At 42.5% G+C, this 17,310-nt stretch carries 23 protein-coding genes; 7 read left to right on the forward strand and 16 right to left on the reverse strand.

Annotation, left to right across the window (positions count from 1 at the left end; all coding sequences use genetic code 11):
* Nucleotides 1-174 precede the first annotated feature (174 nt).
* The gene (locus M2444_RS04845) at nt 175-1,125 is read left to right on the forward strand and encodes a hypothetical protein (RefSeq protein ID WP_280786412.1); all 951 of its coding nucleotides are present in this window, start codon (nt 175-177) and stop codon (nt 1,123-1,125) included.
* Nucleotides 1,126-1,182: 57 nt separating this feature from the next.
* Here M2444_RS04845 and M2444_RS04850 read toward each other — a convergent pair whose 3' ends face one another.
* Nucleotides 1,183-1,410, reverse strand: coding sequence for a hypothetical protein (locus M2444_RS04850; RefSeq protein WP_094869586.1), 228 nt, complete (start codon nt 1,408-1,410; stop codon nt 1,183-1,185).
* Between the two features lie 206 nt (nt 1,411-1,616).
* Between M2444_RS04850 and M2444_RS04855 the strand changes: the two genes are divergently transcribed.
* Nucleotides 1,617-1,793 (forward strand): hypothetical protein, encoded by a 177-nt coding sequence (locus M2444_RS04855; RefSeq protein WP_179283606.1) that lies wholly within the window; start codon nt 1,617-1,619, stop codon nt 1,791-1,793.
* A gap of 635 nt (nt 1,794-2,428) precedes the next feature.
* Here M2444_RS04855 and trmD read toward each other — a convergent pair.
* The 8 genes from trmD to M2444_RS04895 all read right to left on the reverse strand — a co-directional run bounded on the left by trmD (nt 2,429) and on the right by M2444_RS04895 (nt 8,531).
* A complete protein-coding gene (trmD, locus tag M2444_RS04860; protein ID WP_094876050.1) occupies nt 2,429-3,208 on the reverse strand; it encodes a tRNA (guanosine(37)-N1)-methyltransferase TrmD in 780 nt (259 codons plus the stop codon).
* Nucleotides 3,208-3,732 (reverse strand): ribosome maturation factor RimM, encoded by a 525-nt coding sequence (rimM, locus tag M2444_RS04865; RefSeq protein ID WP_094869585.1) that lies wholly within the window; start codon nt 3,730-3,732, stop codon nt 3,208-3,210. The genes trmD and rimM overlap by 1 nt, the downstream gene beginning before the upstream one ends.
* Before the next feature lie 92 nt (nt 3,733-3,824).
* Nucleotides 3,825-4,055 (reverse strand): KH domain-containing protein, encoded by a 231-nt coding sequence (locus tag M2444_RS04870; protein WP_042128982.1) that lies wholly within the window; start codon nt 4,053-4,055, stop codon nt 3,825-3,827.
* 22 nt (nt 4,056-4,077) lie between these two features.
* Entirely contained in the window at nt 4,078-4,350 is a 273-nt protein-coding gene (gene rpsP / locus M2444_RS04875; RefSeq protein WP_036688604.1) for a 30S ribosomal protein S16, read from the reverse strand.
* A gap of 47 nt (nt 4,351-4,397) precedes the next feature.
* Complete coding sequence (gene ffh, locus M2444_RS04880; RefSeq protein ID WP_094869584.1) at nt 4,398-5,783, reverse strand: signal recognition particle protein; 1,386 nt, start codon at nt 5,781-5,783, stop codon at nt 4,398-4,400.
* Between the two features lie 20 nt (nt 5,784-5,803).
* Complete coding sequence (gene ylxM, locus M2444_RS04885; RefSeq protein WP_036688609.1) at nt 5,804-6,160, reverse strand: YlxM family DNA-binding protein; 357 nt, start codon at nt 6,158-6,160, stop codon at nt 5,804-5,806.
* 149 nt (nt 6,161-6,309) lie between these two features.
* The gene (gene trhA / locus M2444_RS04890) at nt 6,310-6,957 is read right to left on the reverse strand and encodes a PAQR family membrane homeostasis protein TrhA (RefSeq protein ID WP_280786413.1); all 648 of its coding nucleotides are present in this window, start codon (nt 6,955-6,957) and stop codon (nt 6,310-6,312) included.
* Nucleotides 6,958-7,013: 56 nt separating this feature from the next.
* On the reverse strand, nt 7,014-8,531 hold the full coding sequence (locus M2444_RS04895; RefSeq protein WP_280786414.1) for a carboxypeptidase M32: 1,518 nt from the start codon (nt 8,529-8,531) through the stop codon (nt 7,014-7,016).
* Nucleotides 8,532-8,694: 163 nt separating this feature from the next.
* Between M2444_RS04895 and M2444_RS04900 the strand changes: the two genes are divergently transcribed.
* The 4 genes from M2444_RS04900 to M2444_RS04915 all read left to right on the forward strand — a co-directional run bounded on the left by M2444_RS04900 (nt 8,695) and on the right by M2444_RS04915 (nt 10,536).
* The gene (locus M2444_RS04900) at nt 8,695-9,027 is read left to right on the forward strand and encodes an iron-sulfur cluster biosynthesis family protein (protein ID WP_094869582.1); all 333 of its coding nucleotides are present in this window, start codon (nt 8,695-8,697) and stop codon (nt 9,025-9,027) included.
* A gap of 24 nt (nt 9,028-9,051) precedes the next feature.
* Entirely contained in the window at nt 9,052-9,612 is a 561-nt protein-coding gene (locus M2444_RS04905) for a beta-class carbonic anhydrase (RefSeq protein ID WP_094869581.1), read from the forward strand.
* Nucleotides 9,613-9,814: 202 nt separating this feature from the next.
* Nucleotides 9,815-10,243, forward strand: a complete 429-nt coding sequence (locus tag M2444_RS04910; RefSeq protein WP_042194151.1) for a membrane protein — start codon at nt 9,815-9,817, stop codon at nt 10,241-10,243.
* An 8-nt stretch (nt 10,244-10,251) separates the two neighbouring features.
* On the forward strand, nt 10,252-10,536 hold the full coding sequence (locus M2444_RS04915) for a YxcD family protein (protein WP_094869623.1): 285 nt from the start codon (nt 10,252-10,254) through the stop codon (nt 10,534-10,536).
* 46 nt (nt 10,537-10,582) lie between these two features.
* Here the strand turns inward: M2444_RS04915 and M2444_RS04920 are convergent, their stop codons facing one another.
* From M2444_RS04920 to M2444_RS04950, 7 genes are all read right to left on the reverse strand, one after another.
* Nucleotides 10,583-11,599, reverse strand: a complete 1,017-nt coding sequence (locus M2444_RS04920; protein WP_280786415.1) for a S66 family peptidase — start codon at nt 11,597-11,599, stop codon at nt 10,583-10,585.
* Nucleotides 11,600-11,700: 101 nt separating this feature from the next.
* Complete coding sequence (locus tag M2444_RS04925; protein ID WP_280786416.1) at nt 11,701-12,087, reverse strand: hypothetical protein; 387 nt, start codon at nt 12,085-12,087, stop codon at nt 11,701-11,703.
* A gap of 79 nt (nt 12,088-12,166) precedes the next feature.
* Nucleotides 12,167-12,517 (reverse strand): Asp23/Gls24 family envelope stress response protein, encoded by a 351-nt coding sequence (locus M2444_RS04930; protein WP_042129003.1) that lies wholly within the window; start codon nt 12,515-12,517, stop codon nt 12,167-12,169.
* Nucleotides 12,518-12,552: 35 nt separating this feature from the next.
* On the reverse strand, nt 12,553-13,668 hold the full coding sequence (locus tag M2444_RS04935; RefSeq protein WP_280786417.1) for an AI-2E family transporter: 1,116 nt from the start codon (nt 13,666-13,668) through the stop codon (nt 12,553-12,555).
* Nucleotides 13,669-13,709: 41 nt separating this feature from the next.
* Entirely contained in the window at nt 13,710-15,128 is a 1,419-nt protein-coding gene (locus M2444_RS04940) for a sensor histidine kinase (RefSeq protein ID WP_094869577.1), read from the reverse strand.
* A complete protein-coding gene (locus M2444_RS04945; RefSeq protein WP_094869576.1) occupies nt 15,106-15,810 on the reverse strand; it encodes a response regulator transcription factor in 705 nt (234 codons plus the stop codon). Before M2444_RS04945 ends, M2444_RS04940 begins: the two co-directional genes overlap by 23 nt.
* 196 nt (nt 15,811-16,006) lie before the next feature.
* Complete coding sequence (locus M2444_RS04950) at nt 16,007-16,846, reverse strand: DegV family protein (protein WP_094869575.1); 840 nt, start codon at nt 16,844-16,846, stop codon at nt 16,007-16,009.
* 171 nt (nt 16,847-17,017) lie between these two features.
* On the opposite strand from M2444_RS04950, the gene M2444_RS04955 reads away from it, so the two are divergent.
* A complete protein-coding gene (locus M2444_RS04955; protein ID WP_280786418.1) occupies nt 17,018-17,242 on the forward strand; it encodes a hypothetical protein in 225 nt (74 codons plus the stop codon).
* Nucleotides 17,243-17,310: the final 68 nt, after the last annotated feature.

Raw genomic sequence — 17,310 nt, forward strand, 5'->3', positions numbered from 1 at the left:
CAATTAAAAATCGAAGTGTAGTGAACACTTTTGAGACCTAGTCTTTGGTCCAGTATAATAACCCGCCTCCAGCCGTTTTTACAGATAAATCCCATAAGCTATACTTACAGAAGTACATAACGAAATCACATATGTCAGATCACATACACCCATATTCGAGGAGGAGTTTGTTCAATGAGGAAAAGGAATAATAATAGTGTGTTAGCAGCAGTAGCCGTATTATCTATCGTACTTTTGGCGGGTTGCACTGAATTACCAGGCAGACAATCTGCCAAAAATGAGGTTGAAAAAAGTATTTCTGAGGATGCGCACCAGAACTTTGGTGAAGTTATCAAGCAAGAGCTAGGAAAAGCAGCTGCAACTGTGCAGCAAGCTGTTGAGGAAACAGCTACTAAGGTAGTTGATGAAGTTAAAGCAGACAGCATTAACAAAGAACTCTCCGTATCGCAAGCGATCGGTTCAGCATCCGTGCTCAGCATGGACAATGCAGTAGGAGAAATAGAAGTAACAGCTGTTACAGGAGATCTGATCCATGTAAATGCAACGATCTCATCCCACAACAGCTCTCTCCATACGTCTGACCGCCAAAAGATTATGGATGATGCTGAAATTTTAGTAGAGGTCAGTGGTGATACTTTGAAGGTGTCTACGCATTCCAAAACAAGTCCTAAGAAGGACTTATGGACATGGGCGCAAGACAAATATGGATATTCAGATTTTAGCATAAGCTATAATATAGAGCTCCCCGCCAGCATGAATAAATATAAAATCACAAATAACGTAGGTCAAATTCGCCTTCGTAATTTAGAGGGTAATTATCATATCGTCAGCAACGTCGGAGCCATCAATATTGAAGGGGCTAAAATCACTGGGAAATCCACTGTAGAATCCGATACTGGCAGTATAAGAATGGATATAGCAGGGATGAAGGATGATAGCAGCCTAAAAGCCAAAACAGAGGTCGGCAGCCTCAGTGCTGTCCTGGCCGATGGTATGAAATGCAGCCTGGAAGCCAATAGTGATCTCGGGCAAATCAAGGGTGTAGAAGGTGGAAAGACCGATATCAATGGAGGCGGACCTTTGCTGTCCCTAAGCTCAAATATTGGTGCAATTACAGTACAGTAATCAGTAATAAACAGACCGTCCGGGAAACCCGAGCGGTCTGTTTTTGGTTCCAAATGATTAGATTAATGCGATGGCCAGCAGAGTGAACAGACTCAGAGTTAAGATCTGATTTCCGGCATAAGGATTTCCATAAAACGCAGAAGTATGCACAGAACCATTTCCAGTTCTTAAGTAAACATTGTATCTATCTACATCTGTAATAACGCCTTCGTGCTGTCTACCATCTCTAGTCAGAATCCGTACCCTTCTATCTTTACAACGCAAACAGTTATAATAAGCTTCCACTAGTGTACTCCTCCTTGTTCGTAATGATATAATCTATGTGTAGGAGTACAGGTCGGTAACGGCGAACTTACATAGGTCGGACTTTGGGTTAATATTTACTTTTTTCGATCCTTGTATCTTTCGTATTCCTTAAGGCTATAGATAATGTAAGACCTATCTTCAGCTTGCAGTCCGCAATATCACATCCATTCGAGGAGGCCAATCTCATGAATGTAGAAAGAAAACAGTTTATTAAAGAAGGCGTACTGCGTATCACCATTTTCGTTATTTTAGCTTCACTTACTTACACCGTCCGCAACTATGCATGGGCTGTTACTGTTCTCGTATGTGTTGCGCTTTACTCACTCCTTACAGGAGTACACAGAATCTTACGCAAAGAATAACATGTGCCTCCACGAACTCTTATAGCAAGCTAAAACGCCTTAGGCGTCCTTTTAAGGACGGTAAGCGTTTGTGCGAGAATTATAAGGATAAAGTATATCGTGAATCATATACTTTCTTATAATTTCAAAAAATAACCACTTTTCGCTGAGATGCTAGATCTCATTGGAAAGTGGTTATTTAACAATAATAATAAAACCATTAGCGACAGCGAACACATTCACTGTTTCTAATGGTTTTATTTACGCGGCGGTCAATCCCTAACATTCAATCTTATATGTTCACTCTTTAAATGGCGAATGGGAATTGCGATTTGTATAAAAATCGATAATATCATTCACGGTGCGGAGCGGCTCCGCCTCCTTGTGGATTGTGTCCACGTTAGGCTTGAATTCTTCATGCGTCTTCGTAGTCACTTCAGTTCATTCCCTTCAATAGTTAAGCTTGCTGCGTGATCAGCTGCATATATTAGTGCGGCACCTCTATTCATTACCCTAAAAAGAAGCTTTCAACGCACCAATACTCATATTATTTTGAAAACTATTATTTGATTTGTTCTCAGGTACACATAACAAAAACGCCTCCTCAACGTAAGATACGTTAAAAAGACGTCAACTATACCTGTTTCATTAAATTATCACTCCGGCTTGTCCACATTTCTTAGACGTTCCAGTGTCTTTTTGTCTTTCAATGTAAGCTCTGCAGTCTCAAGCAGGTCCGGTCTGCGTTCCAATGTGCGCAACAGTGCCTGCTCTCTCCGCCATATGTCGATGTTAGCATGATGACCACTCAGCAAAATATCCGGCACCTTCCAGCCACGAAACTCGGCAGGACGTGTGTAGTGTGGATATTCTAGCAGTCCCGTGCTGAACGAGTCAGATATCGCAGAGGTTTCATTTCCAAGTGCCCCCGGCTGAAGCCGGACTATGGAATCTATAACCGTCAATGCAGGCAACTCTCCACCTGTAAGCACATAATCACCCATTGAAAGTTCATCTGTTACCAGATGCTCACGAATCCGCTCATCATATCCCTCATAATGCCCACATATGAAGATTAGATGCTGCTCTTGCGCCAGTTCCTCTGCAATCTTCTGATTGTAAGTTTTTCCTTGTGGGCACATAAGAATGATACGCGGCTTCACAGAAACCTCTTCATCAGTTCCATTGCGTTCTTCCTCGTTCGGTGTACCAAGCACATGCTCGACTGCATTAAAAATTGGATCCGGCTTGAGCACCATGCCCCCGCCACCGCCATACGGTGTATCATCCACACTATTATGCTTATTTCCCGAGAAATCACGGAAGTTCACAGCATTTAAGGAAACGATTCCTTTTTCACGTGCTTTACCAAGAATACTTGTGCTGAATACGCCTTCGCACATTTCTGGAAAGAGCGTAAGCACATCAATTCTCATCATGGCAATAACCCTTCCATCAAATGAACAATAATTCGCTTGGCTTCTATATCTACATTCAGGACTACATCGTTAATTACAGGAATTAGGATGTCTTGTCCTTTTGCAGGCTTAACAACCCATACATCATTCGCACCAGGCTGTAAGATTTCTGTAATCGTACCGAGTGGTTTGTTTTCATCTTCATCCGTGTATACCTCACAACCGACGATTTGGTGGAAGTAGTATTCGTTCTCAGGGAGATCCACCAGATCATTACTCGGAACCTTCAGGAGGCTTCCTTTATATTTTTCCACTTCATTGATGTTCGTATACCCTTTAAGCTTAACGATGAACATACCCTTGTGCTCACGAGCGGATTCTACTGTTACTTCGAATTTAGAACTGCCATCTGCTGGGAGCACCTGCAGCTTCTTACCTGCAGCAAAACGAACATCAGGGAAATCGGTATGGGATAGAACTTTAATCTCACCGCGAATACCATGTGTGTTCACAAGTCTGCCTACGGTTAACTCTTCTGTCATACAACCCTCTCCTTTACAAGCTTCATCTAATCTATATTTGAACAAAAAGGAGCCGGGATATACTATCCCTAGCCCCTCATTGTACGCATCATTTAAGATAAAATATCTACAGTTACGCGTTTATCGCTCTTGACTGCTGCAGATGTGACCACTGTACGGAGTGCCTTAGCGATCCTTCCTTGTTTGCCAATGACCTTTCCAACATCATCAGGATGTACGGACAGTTCATAGACAATTAGGTGATCCTTCTCCACCGCTCGTACCGTCACATCTTCTGGATGATCCACTAAAGCCTTAGCAATTACTCCAACTAATTCTTCCATAGAGGACCCTCGCAATCAGTCATTATTTCTGTTGCTTAAGCTCATGAAACTTCTTCATTACGCCTGCTTTGGAAAGCAAGTTGCGTACTGTATCAGATGCTTGCGCACCTGTTTGAAGCCATTTAAGAGCTTTTTCCTCATCGATCTTAACTACTGCCGGTTGTTCAATCGGATTATAATAACCGATTTCCTCGATAAAACGACCGTCACGAGGGGACCGGGAATCGGAAACCACTACACGATAGAAAGGCGCTTTATGCGCTCCCATTCTTTTCAGACGAATACGTACTGCCACGAAAAATCACCTCCTTATAATAGTTTCGAGATATTAGAACAGCAAGATCATTTAAAAGGGAACTTCATACCCTTTCCACCTAGACCTTTAAGCTGCTTCATCGCATTCTTCTTAGAGGCTTTGCCGCCTCCGCCCATCATGCCTGAGAATTGCTTCATCATCTTACGCATCTCATCAAATTGCTTAATGAGGCGGTTGACCTCAGCAACCGAAGTTCCGCTACCAGCAGCAATACGTTTGCGGCGGTTATGGTTGATGATCTCGGGCTGACGCTTTTCCGTCTTAGTCATAGAATGAACTATGGCTTCAACGCGGCCCATTTGCTTGTCGTCAACCTTCAAATCCTTAATGCCCTTGGCTTTGTTCATGCCAGGCAGCATGTCAAGAATTTGATCGATCGGGCCAAGCTTCTTCACCTGATCCATTTGCTCTAGGAAATCATCAAACGTAAATTCTGCATTGCGCATCTTACGTTCCATTTCCTTAGCTTTATCAGTGTCAATGTTCGCTTGCGCTTTCTCAATCAGCGACAACATGTCGCCCATACCCAAAATCCGCGAAGCCATACGTTCCGGATGGAACGGCTCCAATGCGTCAATCTTCTCACCTAACGCAGCGAATTTGATCGGGCAACCAGTTACGGCTTTGACGGATAGTGCAGCACCACCGCGGCTATCGCCGTCAAGCTTCGTCAATACAACCCCTGTAAGCTCAAGCTGCTTATTAAAGCTCTCAGCTACGTTCACGGCGTCTTGACCAGTCATTGCATCTACTACTAGCAGAACTTCATCAGGATTTACAATGCCCCGAATCTGCTTCAGTTCTTCCATCAATTCTTCATCAATGTGCAGGCGGCCTGCAGTATCAATAATTACATAATCAAGTCCGTTATCCTTCGCATGTTGTACAGCTTGTCTGGCAATCTCCACCGGACTAGTCTGATCACCCAGCGAGAATACTGGAACTTTAATTTGTTCTCCAAGCACTTGAAGCTGTTTGATCGCAGCAGGGCGATAAATATCTGCCGCAACAAGCAATGGACGATGATTGCCCTTCTGTAATAGCTTGGCCAGCTTACCCGAAGTGGTTGTCTTACCCGCCCCTTGTAAACCCGCCATCATAATGACAGTTGGTGGCTTGTTCGACTTGGCCAGCTTCGCTTGGCTTCCGCCCATCAGCTCGGTTAGTTCCTTGTTAACGATGTCGATAATGACCATCCCAGGTGTAAAGCTGTCCATCACTTCTGTGCCAATAGACTTTTCTTTCACCTTAGCCACGAATTCTTTAACTACCTTGAAGTTAACGTCGGCTTCCAGAAGGGCCAACCGTACTTCGCGCATAGCTTCGTTTACATCATCTTCGGATACTTTACCTTTACCGCGCAGCTTGCTGAACACATTCTGCAATCTTCCGGTTAAACCTTCAAACGCCATATGCAGTTTCTCCCTTCATGCTACTCTAACCTCTGCAAGCGATCCACGATCTCCGCGAACCGAAGTTTATATTGCTCAGGCAGCATCCCATTTTCCGGCAGTCTGCGCAGTTCTTCTAAATATTTGGTACGACTCTCATGCTTCACTAATAAACCAAGTTTTTCTTCATAATTTTCTAGGACTTGCTCCGCCCGTTTAATATGTTCATAAACGGCTTGGCGGCTGATTTCAAATTCAGCGGCAATCTCTCCCAAGGAAAAATCGTCGTGAAAATAATATTTAAGAAACGTTTGCTGCTTATCTGTAAGCAGTCGTTCATAAAAGGCAAAAAGCAGATTGATACGATTCGTTTTCTCGAGCCTATTCTCCTGACTCATTAAGGGCACTCCCTTCGTCAAGGAAAAACACTTTACACCTTCACAACGTCCCTTATGATACCTAAAAGAAAGAGAGATGTCAAGCATTTTTGCTTGTCATCTCTTTCTTTATTAAAAATCCCTTTTTCACGCAATAAATTCGCTTGAAATTATTGGATCGGCAGTACATAAATCAATACGGCGAAGAAGTGTGTGACACTACCCGCAAGGACAAATACATGCCAAATCGCATGATGGTATGGAAACCCTCTCCATACATAAAAAACAGTACCTAATGTATAGAGTATACCTCCAGCCATCAGCAGGATCATTCCTCCGTCAGCTACAATAGCCGAAAGAGGGTTCCAAGCGATTACAATCAGCCAGCCCATTGCAATGTAGAATATGGTTGACATGAACAAAAACTTTTTAACAAAAAATGCCTTGAAGAAAACGCCGAACACTGCGATTCCCCAAATAACGCCGAACAAACTCCATCCAAGCGTTCCCCGAATGGCGACTAACAAAAAGGGGGTATACGTGCCAGCAATAAACAGATAAATAGCGGAATGATCGAAAAATTCGAACAAATCCTTCGCCTTACCCTCTTTGAGACTATGCACTAGTGTTGAATTCAGATACAGAAGCAGCATTGTCGTTCCATAGATGGAGAAGCTGACCACATGCCATGTCGTTCCTTTCAGACTTGCAAAAACAACAAGCAGAACAAGTGCAGCCACGCTTAATACCGTTCCAATCCCGTGCGTAATCGCATTCGCGACTTCTTCTCTCCGGCTGTAGGTGTGAGTATTTGCCATATCCATATCCTTCCGTTTAAGCTTTCTTTCTATTATACCACGCGTATCCTACTTGATTACAGTTTGTAAATCTCCGTATACTTCGCTTCTAAATAATCAGCTAAATAATCTGGACTCAGTGGTTCTCCCGTTACTTGCTCAATAATTTGTGAAGGCGTTAAGCTATTGCCGAAACGATAGATCTTATCGGTTAGCCACTCTTTAATAGGTAGTAGGTTCCCTGCAGCAATTAACTCATCAAACTCCGGTAACTCTTTGCGAAGTGTATTCAGAATCTGTGCAGCGTACATATTACCTAAGGAGTAGGAAGCAAAGTATCCGAAATCCCCGCCAGACCAATGGACATCTTGCAGCACACCAAGAGCGTTAGAAGGCGGAGTAATACCCAAATACTCTTGATACTTAGCATTCCATACCTGAGGCAAATCTTTTACAGAAAGACCCTCATTAAAAATAAGCTTCTCGATCTCATAACGCACGATAATGTGCAGATTGTATGTAAGCTCATCTGCTTCGATCCGGATAAAGGAATTTTCCACGCTGTTGATCGCCCGGTAGAAATCTTCCAACTCCACATTTGCAAGCTGCTCCGGGAATTGTTGTTGAAGATCCCCATAATAACGTTGCCAGAAAGCCCGGCTGCGTCCGATCATGTTCTCCCATAGTCTCGACTGAGATTCATGAATCCCCATCGATGCACCTTGTGCCAGTGGTGTTCCAACAAAATCCTTGCTGATATTTTGCTCATAAAGCGCATGTCCGCCTTCATGCAGTGAACTGAATATGGCACTAGTCACATTATCAAGCAGGTAGGCGGTCGTAATACGAACGTCGCCTGGATTCAATCCTGTAGCAAAAGGATGCACACTCTCATCTAAACGACCCGCGTCAAAATCGTAGCCCATTTGCTCTAAAATAAAGTTGCCGAACTTTTCCTGCTGTTCTTTAGGGAAGATCTGCTGCAAGAAACTTGTGTCCGGTTTATTCGGCGAAGCAGCGATAGCTTCTACCAATGGAACCAAGCGGCTGCGCAGACGGCTGAATACTTCATCTACTTTCTCTACTGTTAGATCAGGCTCGTACATATCCAAAAGCGTATCGTAGCGCGTTCCCTTTACACCCCAGTAGTCGATAAACTCTTGCTTTAGAGCAACGATCTTGCTTAAGTAAGGCTCAAAAGTGACAAAATCATCGTTCTCCTTGGCTTCTTCCCAAATGGTTTGAGAATGCGCGGATAGGACAGCGTACTCCTCAAATCTTTTGGAAGGGATGCTCTTGCTGCGCTCATATTCTTTACGGCAATCGGTAACGATTTTCTGCTGATCATGAGTTAGCTGGCTAATCACTTCAGGACGGGTAAAAAATGCTGTAAATTCTCCCATTTCTTTCGAAATACCAAGTCTAAACAGTTCTCCACTTAGCATCCCTATCGTTCCCGAACGAACCTCTACGCCCTTACGCGGCGCACCGGTGCGCAAATCCCAGTGAAGTAATTCTATGGCCTCTGAATATCCACTTATTTTTGATAATAACTCGCTAAATTTTTCCCACTGTTCCTTCACTTGCTGTTCCATTTTATTACACCTGCTTTCTCTGTTTTGCCGACTCCTCTTGATGATACTTTTTTGAATGAGTATAATCAACTTCAGAGATTACATCTCTAATTTAAAATATTCAATGAGTTACATAAGAAGCAAGACTTGCTTCGCACAAAATTTGAAGGAGCGTGAAGCGGCTATGATGATTCAGGTTACACCTCTCGCAGAAAGGAAGTTGAAGGAAAGGCTTGAAGATCGGCCAGGATTTTTCAAGCTCTTTTATGATACGGAAGGCTGCGGGTGTGACGGAATTAATGTATTACTAATTGTTTCAGAAATGGAGGACGGCGATTCCAGGATGGAAAGTGATTCCCTTCCCTTTATCGTAAGCCGCCAGCAGGAAATCTTTTATGAGGACAAGATGCGTCTGGATGCCGAGGAAAGATTCTCTTCCTTTAAGCTAGACAGTGATTCACAGATTTACGGAAAAAATATCCTGGTCAGAGATATGCGTAATGTAAGTACATTTTAGTGATTATAGGGAGGAAAAACAGCCATGAGCCATGTATCCGATATTATTAGCTTTAATAAGAGTTTTGTAGAGAATAAAGAGTATGAAGCGTATTTAACTAGTCGCTATCCAGATAAAAAAATGTTGATTATCACCTGTATGGATACCCGTCTGGTTGAACTATTACCAAAAGCGATGAACTTTAAGAACGGTGATGTCAAAATCATCAAAAATGCCGGAGCGGTTATTTCGCAGCCCTTTGGTAGTGTTATGCGTAGTGTCATGGTTGCTTTATATGAACTTGACGCGGAGGAAGTTATCGTTGTTGGGCACTATGAATGCGGTATGGCTTCCCTCAACGCCGACCATATGATCAATTCCATTAAAGAACGTGGAGTATCCGAAGAGGTGCTGAACACGCTGGAGAATTCCGGGATCAAGCTAACCAAATGGCTACGCGGGTTTGACAATATCCAAGAAGGGGTAGCTCAAACTGTGAGTCTGATCAATAAGCATCCATTACTCCCCCCAAATGTACCTGTGCATGGCATGATCATCGATCCGGCTACCGGAGCGCTTGAACTTGTCGTTGATGGGTATAAATAATTTAAGTAACAACCTACTAACTGCTAATTGCGTGGATCCTGGATCCACGCTTTTTTTGTGAATAAAAAAGTATAGATTATGACAAGCATAAACTTTCTTATATTTTAAATAAAAATTGAAACCTAGTAGGACTAGCTGCGTAATACTGAACATGCACACAAATTTTATACTCACAGGAGGGTTTTCGTACTAAATGAAACCAATGAAACGCGTAATGATGATTGTAATGGCCTTCACACTTTTTTTCGCCGTAGCTACCCCGAACTTTGTGGATGCGAAGCGAGGTGGTGGCGGATTTAAATCCGGCACTCGTAGTTATTCAACAACTCCAAAAAAATCAACAACCGATAACGTAAGGAAAAGCGATAGCACTAAAAGCTCCACAGCAGGATCTACTGCAAATACGAAACGGGGATTCTTCAGCGGTGGCGGCTTAATGAAAGGTATGATGATCGGTGGTTTGGCAGGGTTACTGTTCGGCGGAATGTTCGCCGGTATGGGTGCCTTCGGTAACATTCTAGGATTCGTCATTAATATGCTTGCTATCTATGTGCTCGTAATGCTCGTGATGTCCTTCTTCCGTCGCAGAAAAGAACGTCGTCGCTTAGAAGATCAAGGTGGGCGTTACTAATGTCAACAATGGTTCTAAGCATGGATGAGATCATCAATGCCCTATGTCTACACATGGCTGAACGTAAAGCGGTTCGCCCTGAAGATGTTCAAGTAGAACTGAGCTGGGAAGAAGACACCGGATACTCTGCTGAGGTTTGGGTACAGGGACGTAGTCAATATTTAGTTGAGTCCAACATGATCGAGGCGATCCTACGTTACATGCTTAGCGAATATGGCATTCGTGCATACCGCGAAGATGTAAGGCTAGACTTGGACGAGGAAATCACCGCTATTGTAACTACAGGGAACTAATAGTAAAAGGGACAACCCAAATGGTTGTCCTTTTTTTTGTATGCATCTATTCATAGAAAAATTGCTTTACCGTTCCTACTCCGTCCGTCACATCAACTTCTGCGTACGCACCGTTAATCAGCGTAATTTGCGGTGGGATATGACCACAATCGATATCATACACAATCGGTACCTGGAGTTCCTCAGAAAGCTCTGCGTAGATGTCTTCGGCCGTGTAGTTCTCTACGGGGCGATTGGCAGGACTTCTGCCAAACATAATGCCAGAACAATTCTCAAACCAACCTGCTAGCTTCATCTGAACTAATGACCTACGTACATCAACCGTATTCAGTTCGCAGTTTTCCAAATACCATAGGATCGGTTCATTGTTAATCATTTGTTCTTGAAAATGCCGCAGATTCCCAAATGGTGTGCCAATCAGATGCCTAATTACATCTATGCAGCCCCCAAGCAAACGCCCTTTCATAGTTACAGGACCAGAGGATACTGTCTTCCAACGGGTATCTTCTGTCAAGTGAAATACATAAGGCGTAGGAGCATCATGTTGCCATTCCCCCTGGTATTTAATTGAAGAATGCTGGACGATAGAATCCCCTGCTTTTGTGTCTAGAACCGCTTCCCACATGGCTGTGGTATCATCTGAATACTCTCCTCTTAAATCAACGAGGTTAGTCCCGTGGGCTGTGGCAATCCCTGTCCTTAACGTTACTGCAAGCAACAGTACGCTAATATCTGAATAGCCTAAGATCCACTTGTCCTTCATAGTATCAAAATCAATATATTCAAGAACCTCAATTAACAGTTCTCCGCCCCAAGGCGGAATAAGGATATCAATATGCTCACTGCCCATCATCTCGTTAAACTCCTGAGCACGAACTTTGGCTGGTGCGGATTTAGCTTTCTCTTGCGTCCATACGGTATCCCCACAAATCATATTCAATCCTCTAGACTCCAAACGGCTTGAGACCAACTTAATTAACTCTGCGTTTTGAGGACCTACTCCAGATGAAGGTGCTGTTACCCCTACTGTCGCATTTTTCTTCATAATCGGATATCTAATCATATGACACCTCCAGGTTATACAGCAATTATATCAAGAGTAACCTTTATGTATACAAAAAAGAACATGGCTAGATTTCAGCACATGTTCTTATTCAAGATAATCTAGAGTAAAGAAATGGCAAGCAGTTCGAACAACACAAGCGGCAAAATCACATTATTATTAGGAGGACCTGGGTAAGGACCTGGGCCTGGGTGTGGACCTGGGTAAGGACCAGGACCCGGATGCGGATGATAAGGCTGGTATGGATTATAATAACCGCGTGGCATTTGGCCATTCACCGCAACGTTCAAATATAAATGTTTATTATCTACTCCAGCTAGGGTGCCTTCATGCACTAAGCCATCTAAAGTCTGTACACTCACCTGATGGTTAAGATAGGGCCTGCAGGATTGATGCAAGGAATCACGAACACCGTGCAGGTGCCGGATCACCGCAGGATCGGCCTGATAAATCACATTATTTTGCTGTCCAGTGTTATATGTCGACATGGATGCTCTGACCTCCGTAAATGGATTTGCTCCATTCTATGCAGAAGCCTATATCACGGTGCCTATTTGAGAGATATCCTTATACTGGAAGGGCTACCTTCTCAACTTTCACATTTACCGAAACAAGGGACAAGCCCATCATATTCTCCACAGCATTACGTACATTTTTTTGCAGCATATAGCAGACCTCTTGAATCACACATCCGTAATTAACAATAACCCGCAGGTCGATGGCAACGTCTACTTCCTTCACTTCTACAGATAACCCTTTTTTCACATTTTTACCGCCCAAACGTTTGGCCCAGTTGTCCGAAATATTACTTCCTGACATCCCAGCAATACCTGGCGTTTCCAGAACCACCTGTCCAACGATCGATGTGACTACATCATCTGAGATATGAATTAATCCTTGCTCCGTTCCTTCATTCATATAAACAACCTCCATATTTGTTAATTTAAGAGATATTAAAGACTCTCCTCTACCTCTACCTTTACTTCTACCTCTGACTCTGCCCTGTGGTTCTTAACAAACAAATTATACACTTTGGTCAAGAGGATTTTCACAATCATATACAGTGGAATAATCAGCAATATCGCAATAATCCCGCCTATATCTCCACCAACCAACACTAAAATGATCGTTGTCAGCGGATGAATATCAAGCTTTTTCCCAAAAATGTAGGGAGCAATCAGATTATCCTGAATTTGCTGAGCTACAAGAACGATGATGATGGACCACACGGCTATGGACGGCGATTGGATGAATCCGATAATAAAAATTGGGATGCTGGAGAGAATTGCACCAATGAAAGGTACAAAATTCATTACAACAGCAATTACTGTCAGCAACAATGCATACTGTAGTCCAATAATAAGGAAACCAATATACATCAAAACACCAAGCGCCAGATTGACTAATACCCGACCAACAATGAATCCACTTAACGCACTGTCAATTTCACTCATCATTGTAGTTCCTTCTCCACGATACTTCTTTGGAAAGAAACTTACAATCTTACGACCAAATTTCCCACCTTCCTTAAGCATGTAAAACAACATAATAGGAAAGGTAAATAAAATAATCGCGAAATTTGAAACAAAGGAGAATAGACCCGTTACGTAATTCGAAATCAGATTAAATCCTTTATTCAAATATTCAGTCAATTGGGAAGCAAGATCCATATCTGCTGGGATAATAGAAGCCAAAAATCCACTGTCCTCGAGCCTCAATAACTGCTGATTCACGGCTGCGATCAGATTTGGCATATTATCGACAAAATTAACTAGCTGTGTTCGAAGTGAAGGCCATACTCCAATACTAAAACCGAACAAGAGCAATGCAATGACCACATATACAATGATGATCGCAACAGAGCGATTTAGTTTATATCGCTCCAAAGTATTGATTAGAGGCCGGAGTAAATAATAGAAAAATCCTGCCAACATTAAGGGCACGATAATAACATTGAACAAAGACAAGATTGGACTGAAAATAAAATTAACTTGTGAGCCTAAAAATACGATGCCTAACACCAAAAGGATCGCTATACAAACTCGAATGAATGTGTTCAGTTTAGCCATAGTTCTCTCCTATCTTCTATTTTCGGGAGGCTTTCATCTCGCTATTTGGGAATACGGATGGTGAATACCGTTGGTTCCTTCTTTTCGCGACTGAGATGAAGCGTGCCACCCATTTTCTCTGTATTTTTCATAGCAATGGATAAACCAAGACCCGTTCCACCTGTAGTTGACCGCGCTTTATCTCCACGAACAAACGGATCAAAAAGCGTTGACCAAAGCTCTTCAGGAATACCTACTCCGGTATCTGCAATTTCAATTGCAACCTCACTCTCCGAAGGGATAACCTCCACACGTAGATGAGTACCTGGCGGATTATAGGTCAAAGCATTGGAGATCAAATTATGAACTACACTCGAGAGCAGCTCCGCATCGAAGCTTGCGAATACTTCCTGTTCAGGAACATTCAGCTGCAGGATGAAGTTCTTTTGTTCAATCTCACCATAGGAGTCTGCAACGATTTCACGAATAAACTCGCCCAATTCATGACGCTCCATTCGTAGTAAAAAATCTGGGGAATCTATTTTAAGCAGCTCCACCATATTTTGAATCAGCTTGGTCACTTGCGAGGATTTATTATAGATATAGGTTAAATACCTTTTCTGACGTTCTTCATCCTCCCCACGACCTTCAACCAACGCCTGTGCAAACCCCTGTATACTCGTAATGGGTGTCTTCAGATCATGAGAAAGATCAACCATCATGCGTTTCTTACTTTCTTCCGCTTGACGTTTTTCTTTCGTTGTCTTCTCAATGACGTCCGCCATATAATTAAAAGTCTCCCCTATTTGCGAAAATTCTTTCTCTGCATATAGCGAGATACGAGTATCATAATTTCCTTCAATCATCTGCTTCAAACCAAGCGTAATAATACGCAGCGGCTTCCTGATTCTTCGTGCCACCCAATAGCTGTACACGATAATAAGCAAGAGAACCATTCCAACTCCTAAAAAAACATAATATGAGAGCGAGTGGTTGAAGTATTCAACTAATGGATCACTGTTAATTGAAATGTCGATAACTTCTCTAGGGATCTTCAAAAGCAGCCACTCTGATTCATTCTCATTATTACGTGTAGTCAACGAGTAGAAGTACGCCTGATCTTCTCCGTTTTCCAGATTATTTAAGAGCTGGTTGTCGGTATATTGTGTTACATCGTCTTTCTTCTCACCAACAACGTCGATGACCTTCTTGTCTTGACCCAAGATCTCAATCCACCCACCGCTACGCAGAAGCCGTTTGGTTTCTATACCATGCTCCAGATTATCCCGATAGGCACTCGCTTCAACCTTCAAATCAGGATCAGCGATTTTATTTTTTTCGAACATATGGGTCACATCAAGATTAATGAACAAATAATAAACAATCACAAGAAAAAACAAAATGCAGATGAATAACAAAAAATCCAGCGTCAGCGATGATTGTAAAGGTCGTTGATCTCTATTGCTCCATAGGCGCTTCAATTTTGTATCCCAGCCCTCTAATAGTCTTTAAATAAACCGGCTTTTTGGAATCTTCCTCGATCTTTTCCCGGATATTACTGATATGTACCATGATACTATTATCTTCGTACACATAGAAATCTTCCCATACCGCCTCATATATTTTTTTTCGTGTAAAGACCCGGCCCGGTTGTTTCATCATTAATTCCAGAATTTTGTACTCAGTAGAGGTAAGAACGACGGGTTCTCCTGAACGATAGATCAGACACTGGCTTTGATCCAGCCTCAATTCTCCCAACACAATCTGTTCAGCTGTCTTTTCTTCAATTATCTGTGCGTCAAAATGATGTACCCGCCGTAGTAAAGCTCCCGCACGAGCTACAATTTCCAATGGATTAAACGGTTTGGAAATATAATCGTCGGCACCGAGTTCAAGTCCCAGTATTTTGTCGTAATGTTCGCTTTTTGCAGATAAAAACAACACCGGGAAATGATGAGACTCACGAATCTTCTTCAATAATTGCAGTCCATCTAGACCAGGCATCATAATATCAAGAATCGCTAAATCAATTTTATGGTTCTGTACTTGCTTTAACGCTTCAGTCCCACTGTTCGCTTCCACAATGTTGTACTCTTTCTCTAAATATAATCTCAACAATTCCACAATTTCTGCTTCATCATCTGCGATTAGAATTGTATACATAGTAATCACCCCATCTAACTATAATCTTCGATTATTAAACCCACCTAAACGCAATCTAAAGAATAGCTAAATTATTACATCCATCAAATTCTTATATTTAAATAAAAATCGCACACAGGAACCCGTCCCATGTACGATCGTATAATTCCAGAAATCTGAACGCCTGCCGGCAAATATAAACGCCCTCAGAGTCCTATTAAAAAGCAACACCAATTCCACCTTCACCCGCATAGGTTCCCATTACAGGTCCCATACTTGAGAGTAAAACTTCTTTGAACGGGTGCTTTTGTAAGATGCGTTCTTTAATCTCAAGCGCAAGCTTCTCACAGTTACTGTGTACTATAGCGATAACAGCCTTCTCGTAGTCATGCTGCTTCTCATCCAAATGTGCAAGCAGTCGGTTTAATGCCTTTGGAAGACCCCGGGTCTTCTCCACTACCTCAACAGTACCCTCTTCGCTGATTTTGAGTAGTAGTTTGATATTTAGCACGGAAGCAACCGCTCCAGATATCCGGCTTAAACGTCCGCCCTTCATTACATTCTCAAGTGTGTCCAGTGTAAAATATGCTTGAACTTCATCCATTTGCTGAAGCACCTTGACCTTCAGTTCCTGCAGACTTGAACAAGTCTGTGACCACTTCGCCGCAAGACCCACGATCAGCGACAACCCGCCAGAAAAGGTCTTGGAATCTATAACCTCTATCGCATTGGTGTGTCCTTCTTCTTGGTACATTTCCATAGCGATCATAGCCGTCTGATAAGTGCTACTAATATTAGAGGACATACAAATGACCATAATGTCAGTACCTTCCTCTACTTGCCTGAATGTCTCAAGGAATTGGTTTGGACTGGGACTTGCTGTAGTAGGTAGCTCCTTGGATTCACTCATTTTAGCATAAAAGATTTTCGTATCCGTATCCGCAGGCATTAACTCATGCCCAAAATGAACCGGTAGATGGACCACGGAAACATTATACTTCTCCATGTAGTCAAGGGGTAGGTCAGAACCGCTGTCTGTTATGATCTTGATTGCCATAATATAAGTACTCTCCTTTCAATATCAGTACTATTATAGCTATCGGCAAATGAAATCTCCAGTAACCAATATAACTTGAAAAATCCTTCGATTTGTGCTTATGTCTTTCTTCCTTAACTTGTCCTAATATGATATGGTTTATGAATAAGCGTATAGAAATGGAGTGTATGTATGAGTAAGGGAAGAGTATGGAACAGAGGCAAGCATGATGGAACAGGACTATCGAGGAAAAAAACCGCAGATCAAGAAGTAACGGCGTCTACCGAAACAGAAACCACTGAAGCTTTAAATGAACCGTCAAATGACAGAATTGATACAGTTAAACCGATGAATCGTTCGAACTGGGTAACTCGTCCAGCACGGGTCATCAATAAAAATTCTAAAGACAAACATTAACTTTGACAAAAAGGGTTTCAGAACTTGTCCCTGAGTTCTGAAACCCTTTTTTTATATGTTCTTAAACG

Source organism: Paenibacillus sp. PastF-3, assembly GCF_029893135.1.
GTDB classification, from domain to species: Bacteria; Bacillota; Bacilli; order Paenibacillales; family Paenibacillaceae; genus Paenibacillus_AQ; species Paenibacillus_AQ nitricinens.